General features: G+C 72.6%; 12 protein-coding genes and 1 pseudogene. 7 read left to right on the top strand and 6 right to left on the bottom strand.

The window, feature by feature from the left end:
* Nucleotide 1: 1 nt before the first annotated feature.
* On the top strand, nt 2–547 hold the full coding sequence (gene mug / locus ACWD3I_RS14190; RefSeq protein ID WP_365405740.1) for a G/U mismatch-specific DNA glycosylase: 546 nt from the start codon (nt 2–4) through the stop codon (nt 545–547).
* Nucleotides 548–559: 12 nt separating this feature from the next.
* Here the strand turns inward: mug and ACWD3I_RS14185 are convergent, their stop codons facing one another.
* Genes ACWD3I_RS14185 through ACWD3I_RS14175 form a run of 3 tightly spaced genes read right to left on the bottom strand, consistent with a single transcriptional unit; the run spans nt 560 to nt 2,692 of the window.
* Nucleotides 560–1,003 (bottom strand): hypothetical protein, encoded by a 444-nt coding sequence (locus ACWD3I_RS14185; RefSeq protein ID WP_365405737.1) that lies wholly within the window; start codon nt 1,001–1,003, stop codon nt 560–562.
* Between the two features lie 41 nt (nt 1,004–1,044).
* Entirely contained in the window at nt 1,045–1,770 is a 726-nt protein-coding gene (locus ACWD3I_RS14180; RefSeq protein WP_365405734.1) for an ABC transporter permease, read from the bottom strand.
* 1 nt (nt 1,771) lies between these two features.
* Complete coding sequence (locus ACWD3I_RS14175; protein ID WP_365405731.1) at nt 1,772–2,692, bottom strand: ABC transporter ATP-binding protein; 921 nt, start codon at nt 2,690–2,692, stop codon at nt 1,772–1,774.
* Between the two features lie 108 nt (nt 2,693–2,800).
* Here ACWD3I_RS14175 and ACWD3I_RS14170 point away from each other — a divergent pair, with 108 nt between their 5' ends.
* From ACWD3I_RS14170 to ACWD3I_RS14160, 3 genes are all read left to right on the top strand, one after another.
* Entirely contained in the window at nt 2,801–3,970 is a 1,170-nt protein-coding gene (locus ACWD3I_RS14170) for a sensor histidine kinase (protein WP_365405728.1), read from the top strand.
* Nucleotides 3,971–3,984: 14 nt separating this feature from the next.
* Nucleotides 3,985–4,647, top strand: a complete 663-nt coding sequence (locus ACWD3I_RS14165; protein ID WP_365405725.1) for a response regulator transcription factor — start codon at nt 3,985–3,987, stop codon at nt 4,645–4,647.
* 99 nt (nt 4,648–4,746) lie between these two features.
* Nucleotides 4,747–5,904, top strand: coding sequence for an ROK family protein (locus ACWD3I_RS14160; RefSeq protein ID WP_266895450.1), 1,158 nt, complete (start codon nt 4,747–4,749; stop codon nt 5,902–5,904).
* Between the two features lie 87 nt (nt 5,905–5,991).
* Here ACWD3I_RS14160 and ACWD3I_RS14155 read toward each other — a convergent pair whose 3' ends face one another.
* The gene (locus ACWD3I_RS14155; protein WP_365405720.1) at nt 5,992–6,753 is read right to left on the bottom strand and encodes a GntR family transcriptional regulator; all 762 of its coding nucleotides are present in this window, start codon (nt 6,751–6,753) and stop codon (nt 5,992–5,994) included.
* A 166-nt stretch (nt 6,754–6,919) separates the two neighbouring features.
* Nucleotides 6,920–7,801 (bottom strand): RNA polymerase sigma-70 factor, encoded by an 882-nt coding sequence (locus tag ACWD3I_RS14150; RefSeq protein ID WP_365405717.1) that lies wholly within the window; start codon nt 7,799–7,801, stop codon nt 6,920–6,922.
* Between the two features lie 143 nt (nt 7,802–7,944).
* Between ACWD3I_RS14150 and ACWD3I_RS14145 the strand changes: the two genes are divergently transcribed.
* Nucleotides 7,945–8,775 (top strand): alpha/beta fold hydrolase, encoded by an 831-nt coding sequence (locus ACWD3I_RS14145; protein WP_266832571.1) that lies wholly within the window; start codon nt 7,945–7,947, stop codon nt 8,773–8,775.
* 81 nt (nt 8,776–8,856) lie between these two features.
* Here the strand turns inward: ACWD3I_RS14145 and ACWD3I_RS14140 are convergent.
* Nucleotides 8,857–9,645: pseudogene (locus tag ACWD3I_RS14140) on the bottom strand (DMT family transporter); the annotation flags it as partial.
* A gap of 338 nt (nt 9,646–9,983) precedes the next feature.
* Here ACWD3I_RS14140 and pdxR point away from each other — a divergent pair.
* Together pdxR and ACWD3I_RS14130 are read left to right on the top strand one after the other, a co-directional pair.
* The gene (pdxR, locus tag ACWD3I_RS14135; RefSeq protein WP_365405712.1) at nt 9,984–11,363 is read left to right on the top strand and encodes a MocR-like pyridoxine biosynthesis transcription factor PdxR; all 1,380 of its coding nucleotides are present in this window, start codon (nt 9,984–9,986) and stop codon (nt 11,361–11,363) included.
* A gap of 150 nt (nt 11,364–11,513) precedes the next feature.
* Entirely contained in the window at nt 11,514–13,088 is a 1,575-nt protein-coding gene (locus ACWD3I_RS14130) for an alkaline phosphatase D family protein (protein ID WP_365405710.1), read from the top strand.
* Nucleotides 13,089–13,202: the final 114 nt, after the last annotated feature.

Genomic DNA, 13,202 nt, shown 5'->3' with positions numbered 1-13,202 from the left:
CATGACGCGCTTCACCCCCGCGGAGCTGGAGGCCGCCCGTGACCGTCTGGTACCGGACGTCGTCGCGGACGGTCTCCAGGTGCTGTTCTGCGGCATCAACCCGGGTCTGATGACCGCCGCCACGGGGCATCACTTCGCCCGTCCCGGCAACCGCTTCTGGCCGGTCCTGCACCTGTCCGGGTTCACGCCCCGTCTGATGAAGCCGTCGGAGCAGGAGGAGTTGCTGTCGTACGGGCTCGGCATCACGAACGTCGTGGCGCGGGCGACCGCGCGGGCGGACGAGCTGAGCGCGGAGGAGTATCGCGAGGGCGGGCGGCAACTGGCGCTCAAGGTGGCGCGGTTGCGGCCCCGCCGACTGGCGGTGGTCGGGGTCACCGCGTACCGGGCGGCGTTCGACGACAGGAAGGCCCAAGTCGGGCCGCAGGAGCGGACGTTCGGGGACACGCGTGTGTGGGTGCTGCCGAATCCGAGCGGGCTGAACGCGCATTGGACGGCGGCGACGATGGCGGAGGAGTTCGGCCGGCTGCGGGTGGCGGCCGAGGGCTAGCGGCCCGCCGGGTCACTCCGGGGCGACGGCCGTGACGACGGCCAGGAGCTGGAACGGCAACTCGGTGTCCCACTGGGATACTCCGAGGGCGATCCAGCGGCCCGTGTCCGTCGACTTCCACAGGTGCACGTCGGGCACGTGCGAACTGAGCGACGCCCAGGGCTCCGCCAGTTCCTCGCCTTCCGTGGACCGCTCGAAGACGCTGTACAGGCTGAAGTCCCGCGGCGCGCCCCAGCGCTCGGTCAACCGCTCGGCCAGGCCGTCCTTGTCCCGCTCGTACTGCGCCTCGGTCTCCTCCCGCTCCGTCCCGTCGTCCTCGTGGAAGTCGCCACTCGTCTCTAACTCGGCTATGTGGAAGCCGGGTCCTGCCGTGCCGAACTCCGTCCTGCCGGGCACCGCGGGAAACTCCCGGGCGCACAGCAGGTCGATCGTGGCGAGGCACTGCGCGATGTTCATGCGATCCAGTAAACCGGGTCCCACTGACAACTGGCGTGCCGTCAGGCGTCCCTGTGCCGCACGCTCCACGCGCCCGCCACCAGTACCGCCGCCGTCCACAGCGCGGTCACCCCCAGACCCGCCCAGGGCCCCATCCGACCGTCGTAGGTCTCGTACAGGACCACCTGTCCCGCCCGGTCCGGCAGGAAATCCGTCGCGCCGCCCACCGCGTCCCCGATCACGAACGAGACGACGAGGACGAACGGGATCAGCAGGGAGAGCGCGCCCACCCCGCTGCGCAGCAGGGCCGTGAGGCCGGCCGCGAGCAGCGCCATCAGCATGAGGTAGAGGCCGCAGCCCACTACGCCGCGTGCCTGCTCACCCGCGGTCAGGCCGCTCGCCGCGTCGCCCAGGCCCGCCTTCGCGACGAGGAGCGCGGCAAGGGCGGTGATCAGCCCGACGACCAGGGTCGGTGCGGCGATCGCGGTCACCTTGGCCGCGTACCACCGTCCGCGCCGCGGCACCGCGGCGAGCGAGAGCCGCAGCGCACCGCCGTGGAACTCCGAGGACACGGCCATGGCGCCGAAGGAGATCGCGGCGATCTGACCGGGCGCGACCCCGGACAACGCCGTGAACAGCGGGTCGAAGTCGGGGTCGGACGTCTCGGAGGCCCCGGCGAGCGCGGAGAACGCCGTGGTCGCCGCGAACAGCGCCAGCAGCGCCCCGGGGAGTGAGCGGAGCGTACGGATCTTCAGCCACTCGGCGTGCAGAACGGGTGCGTAGGACATGTCAGGCCTCCTGCGGCTGTGCGGTGAACTCGGCTTCCGTGGAGGTGAGGTCCAGATAGGCCTGTTCCAACGTGCCCTCCTCCGAGGCCAGTTCGAGGATCGGGATGCCCGCGGCGGACGCGAGGCGGCCGATCTCGTCCACGCGCGCGTGGTGCACGGTCCAGTGCCCGTCCTCGTGCTCCGCGGCGTCGTGACCGTGTTCGGCCAGGACGGTCCTGAGGGTGGTGGGGTCCGTGGTGCGGATCCGTACCCGTGGCTGCACGCGTGCGTGGATGAACCCGCGCATCGGGGTGTCGGCGAGAAGCCTGCCCCGGCCGAGGACCACGAGGTGGTCGGCGAAGGACGCGGTCTCGTTCATGAGGTGGCTGGAGACCAGGACCGTGCGCCCCTCCCCCGCGAGCCGGCGCAGCAGCCCGCGGATCCAGATGATGCCTTCGGGGTCCAGGCCGTTGGAGGGCTCGTCCAGCATGACCACCTCGGGGTCGCCGAGCAGCGCGGCCGCGATGCCGAGCCGCTGGCGCATGCCCAGGGAGTACGTCTTCACCCGGCGCCGGGCCACCGGGGCGAGGCCGGTCTCCTCCAGCAGTTCGTCGACGCGGCTGTCCGCGATGCGGTTGCTCGCGGCCAGCGTGCGCAGGTGGTCGCGGCCGGTGCGGGAGCCGTGCGCGGCCTGCGCGTCGAGCAGGGCGCCGACGTGACGCAGGGGTTCGCCGAGGCCGGCATAGGCGCGGCCGCCGATCGTGGCGGTGCCGGACGTCGGCCGGTCGAGGCCGAGCACGAGCCGCATGGTGGTGGACTTTCCGGCTCCGTTGGGGCCGAGGAAGCCGGTGACGCGGCCGGGGAGGACGGTGAAGGTGAGGTCGTCCACGGCTCGTCGGGTGCCGAACTCCTTGGTCAGGTTCTGGACTTCGATGCTGGTCATGGTTGCAGCCTGGCCGGTGGGGCGGGGGCGGGGCCTCCCCCACGGGTGGAGATCGTCTCCCCCGTGCGGGGGAGGCTCGCTGTCAGTGGCGGCTGGCACGATGACGGAATGGTCCGTTTGCTGCGCCCGTTCGGCCGGGCGGTGACGTACACACGGTTGCTGCATCTGTTCATCGCGATCGTGTGGCCGAGCATGTGGCTGTTCATCCAGGAGGCTTGGTGGACCTGGGTGATGGCGGCCGTGGTCCTCGCTCCGGTCGGGCTGGTGCCCGCGATGCGCACCGTGGAGGGTCTGCAGGCCCGGCTGTTGCTGACCGGCCACCGGCATGACAGCGCGGGCACCGACATCGTCGTCTCGCCATCCGCCACCTGGGGCGACCGGGGGCGGGTCGTCGTATGGCTGGAGGCGCGGCTGCTGATCGGCTGCGCGACCTCGGTGTTCGCCGTCCAGCTGCTCATCGCCTCCGTCGACCTGGTGTCGTCGGCGTTCGGCCGTGACGTCGGGGAGGGACTGCTGGTCCCGCTCCACGGCCACGCCTGGTGGCACGTCCTGCTCGTGCCTCCGGCGCTGATCACGCTGGCGGTGACGGTGGTCGGCTCGGGCCGGCTCATCACCGCGCTCGCCCGCCGTCTCCTGGGCCCCTCTCCGGCCGATCGCATGGCTGCCCTGGAGGAGCGCACCGAGCAGCTCCTGGAGCGCACCCGCATCGCCCGCGAGCTCCACGACTCCATCGGCCACGCGCTGACCGTGGCCGTCGTCCAGGCGGGCGCCGCCCGCGCGGCCGGTGATCCCGAATTCACCGATCGTGCCCTGGGCGCGATCGAGGAGACCGGCCGGGCGGCCCTGGAGGACCTGGAACGGGTCCTCGGGATCCTGCGCGAGTCCGAGCGGCCGGTCAGCGGCCGGCCGACGCTGACGGACTGCGACCGTCTGCTGGAGTCCGCCCGCGCCTCCGGCGCGAAGGTCGACGCCGAGCTGACCGGGCCCGTCGACACACTGCCCGGACCGGTCTCCCGCGAGGGGTACCGCATCCTCCAGGAATCGCTGACCAATGTGCTGCGGCACGCGGGGGCCGTCCCCGTCCGGGTGCGCATCGCGGTCGTGGAGGACAGCCTCGCTCTGGAGGTCCGCAATCCACTGACGGCCGACATACCCGGCCCGGGCCGCGGCAGCGGTCTGCGCGGCATCCGCGAGCGCGCGGCCCTGCTGGGCGGCAGCTCGCACACCGGCCCCGACCGGGGCGACTGGCAGGTGCGGGTGGAGCTGCCACTGCGCTGATCTACCCTGGCCGGATGCCGGTCACCGTTCTCCTCGTCGACGACGAACCCCTCGTACGCGCGGGTCTGCGGGCCGTGTTGGAGGCCCAGCCCGACATCGAGGTCGTCGGGGAGGCGGCGGACGGGGCCGCGGTGATCCCGCTGGTGCGTCGACTGCGGCCCGACGTGGTCGCCATGGACGTACGGATGCCGCTGCTGGACGGGATCGAGGCCACGCGCGCGGTGCTGCGGACGATCGACGAGCCGCCGAAGATCCTGGTGGTGACGACGTTCGAGAACGACGAGTACGTGTACGAGGCGCTGCGGGCCGGAGCCGACGGGTTCCTGCTGAAGCGGGCCCGGCCGGCCGAGATCGTGCACGCGGTACGGCTGGTGGCCGAGGGTGAGTCGCTGCTGTTCCCGGCGTCGGTGCGGCAGCTCGCCGCCGAGTACGCCGAGGGTGGCGGAAATCGTGCGGCCCGGGCGGCGATGGAGCGGGCCCAGCTCACCGAACGGGAGGCCGAGGTGCTGCGGCTGATGGCCCGCGGGCTGTCCAACTCGGAGATCGCCGAGCGGCTGATCGTCGGGACGGAGACGGTGAAGTCCCACGTCAGCGGCGTACTGGCGAAGCTCGGGGTGCGAGATCGCACGCAGGCGGTGATCGCGGCGTACGAGTCGGGGTTCGTGGCGCCCGGCTGACCGGGACCCGCTCACGATCTCTCGGGTCCCCGCACTCGCCCGGCTCCGTCCCTACGAGTACGATCCGGCCAACACGCGCACGAGCTGGGAGGACGGACGTTGGGGCGGCTGACCGGCGGGGATCCCTCGCTGCTGCGAAGGATCAATTCCGCGGTGGTGCTGCACGCGCTGCGCGCCACGGACTGCGCGACGCTGACCGAGATCACGCGGGTGACCGGCCTGTCCCGGCCGACCGTCGAGGGCGTGGTCGAGGGGCTCATCGAGGCGGGGTACGTCGTCGAGAAGGCGGCCGACGAGAGTGTCGTACGACGGCAGGGGCGACCCGCGCGACGGTTCAGGTTCCGGGCCGAGGCCGGGCATCTGCTGGGCCTCGACATCGGGCCCCACCGGGTCGCCGCGCTCCTTTCGGACCTGGACGGCCGGGTGCTCGGTGCCGTCGCCAAGGACGTCTCGGAGACGGCGTCGGCCGACGAGCGCCTGGAGCGGCTGCGCACCGCGGTGGCCGAGCTGCTGCGCCGGGCCGGCGTCGCACGCGAGTCGCTGCGGGCGGTGGGGGTCGCCTCGCCCGGGATCGTCGAGGCGGACGGCACCGTGCGGCTGTGCGCCGCGCTGCCCCAGTGGACGGGGCTGCGCCTCGGTGAGCGGCTGAGCCGTTCCTTCAAGTGCCCGGTCCTGGTGGAGAACGACGCCAACGCCGCGGCGGTCGCCGAGCACTGGAAGGGTGCCGCCACCGAGTCCGACGACGTCGTGTTCGTGCTGGCGGGGCTGAGTCCGGGCGCGGGTGCGCTGATCGGCGGGCGGCTGCACCGGGGGTACGGCGGGGCGGCGGGCGAGATCGGCGCGCTGCATCTGCTCGGACGCGAGGTGACGCCGGAGAAGCTGCTGTCCACCACGGACGAGCCGCTGCACCCGCTCGACGAGCAGGCGGTCGCCGAGGTCTTCGCGCAGGCACGCGAGGGAGACCAGCGGGCCCGGGCGGCCGTCGACCGTTTCATCCAGCGGCTCGTCCACGACGTGGCCGCCCTCTCCCTCGCCCTCGACCCCGAACTGGTCGTCATCGGCGGCTGGGCGACCGGCCTTGTCGACGTACTGGAGCCGCTGCGGCTGGAGTTGGCGCGCTACTGTCTGCGGCCGCCGAAGGTGACGCTGTCGCTCCTCGGCGAGGCCGCCGTGGCGACGGGGGCGCTGCGGCTGGCGCTGGACCATGTGGAGGAGCAACTCTTCGCGGTGGAGGGCACGGTGACGGCGCGACGTTGAGGGGCTGCTGCTCATGTTGCCGCTGTCGCTGAAACGCCTCGCGCCCCGGAGTCGCTCCGGGGCGCGAGGCGTCGGGCGCTGCGGCGGTCAGGACGCCCGGCGCTCCGGGTCCTCGTGGATCTCCACGCCGCCGGAGTCACCGAAGGTCAGCCGGCAGGTGTCGGCGCGGTACGTGGCGACGGACAACGCGGCGGTGCGGCCCTGCGAGAAGAAGCGGGTCGTCACCACGAGGACGGGCGCCCCGGGCAGCCGGTCCAGCTGCTTGGCGTCGTCGGCGCGGGCCGAGCCCAGTTCCACGGCGCTGTCCTGACCCTCCAGCCCCAGGCGCTGCAGCTCGCGCAGCACGGCACGCGCGCGTGCCGCACCTGACGGGGCGTCTATGGCGGAGAGGTCGGGCACCGAGGACTGCGGGATGTAGAGCAGTTCCGCGGCGACGGGCTGGCCGTGCGTCATACGGGAGCGGCGGACGATGTGCACGGCTTCGTCGTGGCCGGTTTCCAGTGTCCCGGCGACGGCTGCCGACGGGACCTCCAGCGTGCTGTCGACGGACTGCCAGGCGTCCGGGGCCGTGCCCGGCCAGACATGCTGTTCCGTGCCGACGGCGACACCCACGCGGGGCGGGGCGACGGTCGTACCGACCCCGCGGCGGCGCTGCAGCCGGCCTTCCAGCTCGAGTTGCTCCAGTGCCTGACGGAGCGTGGCGCGCGCGACGCCGAACCGGGCGGCGAGGTCGCGCTCGTTGGGCAGGATCTCCCCCACCGAGAACTCGGAGTCCAGCGCCTCAGTGAGCACGGTCTTGAGATGCCAATATTTCGGTTCCGGCACCGTTTCCAGCTGCGTGGTCCCCACCCTGTCCTCCGCAATCGCCGTGGTCCGGCGGCGTTTTAGCGCCCTTGTTTATTAAAGGTTGTTTCACTTCTCTGCGACCATAGGGCGGCCCCCACCCTTGGTCAAGACCAATCCTTGATGACGACAAAGCCCCCGTCGCGGGACGGGGGCTTCGCGCTGGAGTTGGCTACGCGGCGAGCGACTGCAGTTTGTCGGGGTTGCGTACGACGTAGACCGACTGGATCCGGCCGTCGACGACGTCCAGCTGGAAGACCGAGTCGGGCTTGTCGCCCGACAGGAGCAGCAACGCGGGGCCGCCGTTGAGCTCCAGGAAGCGGAAGGACATGTCCGGGACGCCCTTGCGTGCGGCGCCGACGAGGAAACGGCCCACCTTGTCCGCCGTCTCGATGACACGCAGCGGCGCCCTGGACTTGCCGCCGCTGTCACCGACGAGGCGGACGTCGGGGGCCAGCATCGACATGAGCCCCTGGAGGTCGCCCTCCGCGGCTGCGGCGAGGAAACGCTCGGTGAGATCCCGGCGCTGGACAGGGTCGACGTCGTAGCGGGGCCGCCGTTCCTCTACGTGCTTGCGGGCCCGCCCGGAGAGCTGACGCACCGCCGCTTCACCGCGGTCGAGCATGGCGGCGATCTCCGCGTACGGGTAGCCGAAGGCCTCCCTCAGCACGAACACCGCCCGCTCCAGCGGCGAAAGGGACTCCATGACGACAAGGACGGCGAGGGAGACCGAGTCGGCGAGGACGGCGCGCTCCGCGGTGTCCGGGACCATGTCACCGAAGTCCGTGACGTACGGCTCCGGCAGCCATGGGCCGACATACGTCTCGTTGCGCGCCTGGACCTGGCGCAGCCGGTCGATGGCCAGGCGGGTCGTGACACGCACCAGATAGCCGCGCGGTTCGCGCACCTCGCTGCGGTCCGCGCCGGACCAGCGCAGCCAGGCCTCCTGGACCACGTCCTCCGCGTCGGCCACCCGCCCCAACATGCGGTAGGCGACGCCCACCAGAACAGGTCGGTGCTCTTCGAATACGTCGGTCACGGTGTCGGTGCTCATGACACCATCCCAGCCGACGTCCCGCGTGCTGTCCAGGCAAGTCCGGCACGTGCCCCACGAAGGGGGCTACCCGCCGGTAGCAATTGCTGACAAGCTGTCTACACGCCGTCCGGCTGCGAGTCCCAGACGAGGAGCACACGTACATGGCCGCCACCGTCTCGTTCAAGGTCCCTTCCCCGCACGGCCCACGGACCGTGACCGTCGACTACGCGCGCGTGGGCAGCGGCGAACCCCTGCTCCTGTTGCACGGCATCGGCCACCACCGCCAGGCCTGGGACCCGGTCGTGGACATCCTGGCGACCGAGCGCGAGGTCATCGCCGTGGATCTGCCCGGCTTCGGGGCGTCCCCGGGACTGCCGGACGGACTCACCTACGACCTCGCCACCACGACCGCCGTGTTCGGCGCCTTCTGTGAGGCGTTGGAGCTCGACCGGCCCCATGTCGCGGGCAACTCGCTCGGCGGCCTGCTCGCCCTGGAACTGGGCCGGGAGAAGCTCGTACGGTCCGTCACCGCCCTCTCCCCGGCGGGGTTCTGGTCGGAGGCGGAGCGGCGTTACGCCTTCGCCGTGCTGCTCACGATGCGCGGCATAGCCCTGCGGATGCCCCGGCCGATGGTCGAGCGTCTGTCCCGCTCGGCGGCCGGCCGCACCGCGCTCACCAGCACCATCTACGCCCGCCCGGCCCGCCGTTCACCCGAGGCCGTCGTCGCCGAGACGCTCGCGCTGGTGAACGCGACCGGCTTCGCCGAGACCCTCCGCGCGGGTGGCTCCGTGCAGTTCGTCGACGACATCCCCGGTGTTCCGGTCACCGTGGCCTGGGGCAGCAAGGACCGTCTGCTCCTGCGCCGGCAGGGGGTCCGCGCCAAGCAGATCATCCCCAAGGCCCGCCTCGTGCGGCTGCCCGGCTGCGGCCACTGCCCGATGAACGACGACCCGGCGCTCGTCGCGCGCGTCATCCTCGACGGCAGCCGCTGACCTGTTCGACGCGCGGGCCCCGAGGGCGACTCCGGCACCGACGACGGCGCTGCCGACGGCCTGGGCGACGCCGTAGGAGCCCGTTCCGACGAGCGGGGCGGTGCAGGCGGCGGCGACCGGGATGAGACCGGAGAACAGCGTGGCGCGTTCCGCGCCGATCCGCTGCATGCCCATGTACCAGCACACGAACCCGACGACCGTGACGACCGCCGCCTGCCACAGCAGCGCGGCGGCCTCGGTCCGGTCGGGCGGGCGCAGCCACGCCGTGCCGTCCACGACCAGTCCGGTCGCCAGGGACTCGAGCGCGGCGATCCCGCACACCGTCGCCGACAGCAGCCGTGGCCCCAAGGGCCGCAGCACGGGCACGGCGAGAACCGCGAAACCGACCTCTCCGGCCAGCGCGCACACGGAGAACGCCAGGCCCGCGCCGTCCGTCCGCCCCCAGCCCTGGGCCGTGAAGGCGCCCAGGGCCACGAGCAACGCCCCGTACAGGACGGCACGTTGGGGGCGGCGTCCGTCGAGGAGGGGCACGACAACAGCCACCACGACCGGCGCGCAGCCGACGAGGACGCCGGGGACGGCGGGCTCGGCCGTACGTTCCGCCGCGATGACGGCCATGTTGAAGCCGACCATGCCGACGGCCGCGAGCAGCGCGAGGCGGGCCCATTGCCGGGGCGCGAGTGTCCGCAGCCGGGCCGCCGCGCCGCGCCCCACCAACGGCACGAGCAGCAGGCAGGCGAGGCCGTAACGCAGGAACTGGCCGCCCGCGTACGGGTAGTCGCCCAGGACGCTGTTGGCGGTGAAGGACGCGCCGACGAGGACGCAGGCGAACGCGGCGAGGAGCACTCCGCGGGTGGTGGTGGCGTTCATGGCAACGACGCTAGGGAGCGGGTTGGCCCGCATTAAGGTCCATTCCCATGACGTCATCGGAGACCAATCGGAAGCGAGCCAGGACGTCGGGCGAGGGGGCGGGCTCTGCGCCGGAGGATCGGATCGGCTCCGCGCCCGGCGGTCGGAGGACGCCCGCGCCGAAGGACGGGACCGGCTCCGCGTCGGGCAATCGGGGGGCGTCCGCGCCGGCGGAGCGGGCAGGCTCCGCGGCGGGCGATCAGGGGGCGTCCGCGCCGAAGGAGCCGGCAGGCTCCGCGTCCGGCGATCGGAGGGCGCCCCTCGCCTCGGGTGATCGGGTCGGCTCCGCTGCCTGGGAGTTGTTGCTCCCTCTCGGCTCCACACCCGCACGCGCGCGTGGACGTTCGTTGCAGGCGGCGCTGCGGGCGGCGGTCCGATCGGGGAGGCTGCCGCCGGGGACCCGGTTGCCGTCGAGCCGGGACCTGGCCGGTGACCTCGGTGTGTCGCGCGGGCTCGTGACGGAGGCGTACGAGCAGCTGACGGCGGAGGGGTATCTGCGCAGCGGGCGGGGGGCGGGGACCTGGGTGGGCGGTGCCGTGCGTTCCGCCGAGCCACGCGCGCGTGATCTCGCGCCGCGTCCCCCCGGCGCCCGCGCGGACTTCGTGCCCGGGACGCCCGACCTGTCCCTGTTCCCGCGCGCCGCCTGGGCCGCGGCACAGCGCGGGGTGCTCGCGGAGCTGCCGCACCACGAGCTCGGCTACCCCGATCCGCGCGGGCTGCCCCGGCTGCGCACCGCCTTGGCCGAACTCCTCGCCCGCCGCCGTGGGGTGGTGGCCGACCCGGAGCGGATCGTGGTGGTGTCCGGGGTGGCCCAGGCGTCGACCCTGCTCGGCTTCGCCCTCCACGCGCGCGGGCTGCGCGAGGTTGGCGTTGAGGATCCCGGCAGTCCGCAGCACGACGGCCTGTACGCCGCGGCGGGCGTCACCGCGGTGCCCGTGCCGCTGGACGAGGGCGGGCTGGCCATCGAGCCCCTGCGCGCGTCGGGCGTGCGGGCCGTCGTGACGACGCCCGCCCACCAGTACCCCACCGGGATCGCGTACTCCGCGCGCCGCCGTGCCGAACTGCTCGACTGGGCACGGTCCGTGGACGGGTTCGTCCTGGAGGACGACTACGACGGCGACTTCCGCTACGACCGCGCCCCGGTCGGCGCGCTCCAAGGTCTCGATCCCGACCGTGTGGCCTACGCGGGCTCCGTCAGCAAGTCGCTCGCCCCGGGGCTGCGGCTGGGCTGGCTGCTCGTACCGGAGTCGCTCGCCGACGAGGTGATCGAGCGCAAACGGACCATGGACCTCGGCCATCCCACCCTCGACCAGGCGCTGTTCGCCCGTTTCGTGGAGCGCGGCGACTACGACCGTCAGCTGCGCCGCTGCCAGCGCGCCTACCGCGAGCGGCGCGACGCACTCGTAGCCGCTCTGGAGGAGTGCTTCCCCGGCGCGAAGGTGTCCGGGATCGCCGCGGGGCTGCACGTCATCGCCACGCTGCCGGAACGCTACGGGCCCGAGGAGCGTTTCCTCGCGCGCGTTGCCGCGGCCGGGGTGGCGGTCCGTCCGCTGTCGGACTGCACGCACGCGCGTGCCGAGGGCTCGGCGGAGACCCGGCTCGTGGTCGGATACGCGCATCTGTCCCCCGCGCGGATCCGTTCGGGCGTACGGCTGATGGCCGAGGCGGGCTCCGGGTGAGGGACGCCGTACCTCGCCGTGTCCGCGAATCGCACACCGGTTCCCTTACGCCCGCGGTCAGTTGTTCACTTGTGGTTTGCGTGTGCGCTGCGGCGCACGAGTAGTTGTGGCATCGCACACTGGCCGGATCCCGTCCTTGGAGGCGCATCCATGTCACATCGTCCGCTCCCCGACCGCCGCACCGTCCTGCGCGGCTCCCTGGTCGCGTCGGCGGCCCTGGCCCTGCCCGCCGCTGCCGGTTCGGCACCGGCGTTCGCCCTGTCCGGGCGCCCCGAGGCGGGGTGGGGTGTACAGACGGGCGACGTGACCTCGGACTCGGGGCTGGTGTGGGTGCGGTCCGACCGTCCGGCGCGCATGATCGTCGAGACGTCCGCGACCGAGTCGTTCCGCCACCCGCGCCGCTGGCACGGCCCGCTGCTCGGCGCGGACACCGACTTCACCGGCACGACCCGGCTGCACGGCCTCCCGCCCGGCGAGCAGATCCACTACCGCGTACTGCTGGCCGACCCCGACGACCCGCGCCGTACCGGTGAGCCGGTCGCCGGCACGTTCCGCACGGCCTCGGCCAGGAGGCGCGACGGCGTGCGTTTCGTCTGGTCGGGCGATCTGGCCGGGCAGGGCTGGGGCATCAACCCGGACCTCGGCGGATACCGGATCTATGACGCGATGGCCGCCCTGGACCCCGACTTCTTCGTCTGCAGCGGCGACAACATCTACGCCGACGGTCCGCTCTCGGCGTCCGTCACCCTGCCCGACGGCAGCACCTGGCGGAACGTCACCACAGAGGAGAAGTCCAAGGTCGCCGAGACGCTGGCCGAGTTCCGCGGAAACTTCCGCTACAACCTGCTCGACGACAACCTCCGGCGGTTCAACGCCCAGGTCCCCTCGATCGTCCAGTGGGACGACCACGAGGTGACCAACAACTGGTTCCCCGGCGAGATCCTCGCCGACTCCCGCTACACCGAGAAGAACATCGACGTGCTGGCCGCGCGCGCCCGGCGGGCGTTCTCCGAGTACTTCCCGATCTCGACCCTGCGCCGCCCCGACGGCCGGGTGTACCGGGTGGTCAACCACGGCCCGCTGCTCGACGTGTTCGTGCTGGACATGCGCACCTACCGCAACGCCAACTCGCCGGACGACCAGGCCACCGACGCGCAGGGCATCCTCGGCGCCGAGCAGCTGGCCTGGCTCAAGCGGGAACTGGCACGCTCCCGGGCGGTCTGGAAGGTGATCGCCTCGGACATGCCGCTCGGTCTGGTCGTGCCCGACGGCACGGACGGCAAGCCCAACATCGAGGCCGTCGCCCAGGGCGACCCGGGCGCGCCGCTCGGGCGTGAGCTGCAGATCGCGGAGCTGCTGCGGTTCATCAAGCACCGGCGGATCACCGGCACGGTGTGGCTGACCGCCGACGTCCACTACACCTCGGCCCAGCACTACCAGCCGTCCCGGGCCGCCTTCACCGACTTCGAGCCGTTCTGGGAGTTCGTGTCCGGGCCGCTCAACGCCGGCGCCTTCCAGGCCAACACGCTGGACGGCACCTTCGGCCCGGAGCGGGTGTTCGTCAAGGCGCCGCCGACCGCGAACGTCTCGCCCGCCGGCGGCTACCAGTTCTTCGGCGAGGTCGACATCGACGGCGGCAGCGGGGAGCTGACGGTCCGGCTGCGGGAGTCGGACGGCACCGTGCTGTTCACACAGGTGCTCCAACCGGGCCGCGTGGGCCAGTGACTCCCGTACTCTCGTAGGCGGGCCGCGTCCCGGCGTCATCCCCCGGTGCGCGGCCTGCGTGTTTTCCCGGCCGGTGGCCCTGCGAACTCCCCCTCACCCAGGGTGTTTTCGCAG

Source organism: Streptomyces sp. NPDC002817, assembly GCF_053592055.1.
The sequence above is the reverse complement of the archived record's forward strand: the minus strand, read 5'-3'. Positions and strand labels throughout refer to the sequence as shown.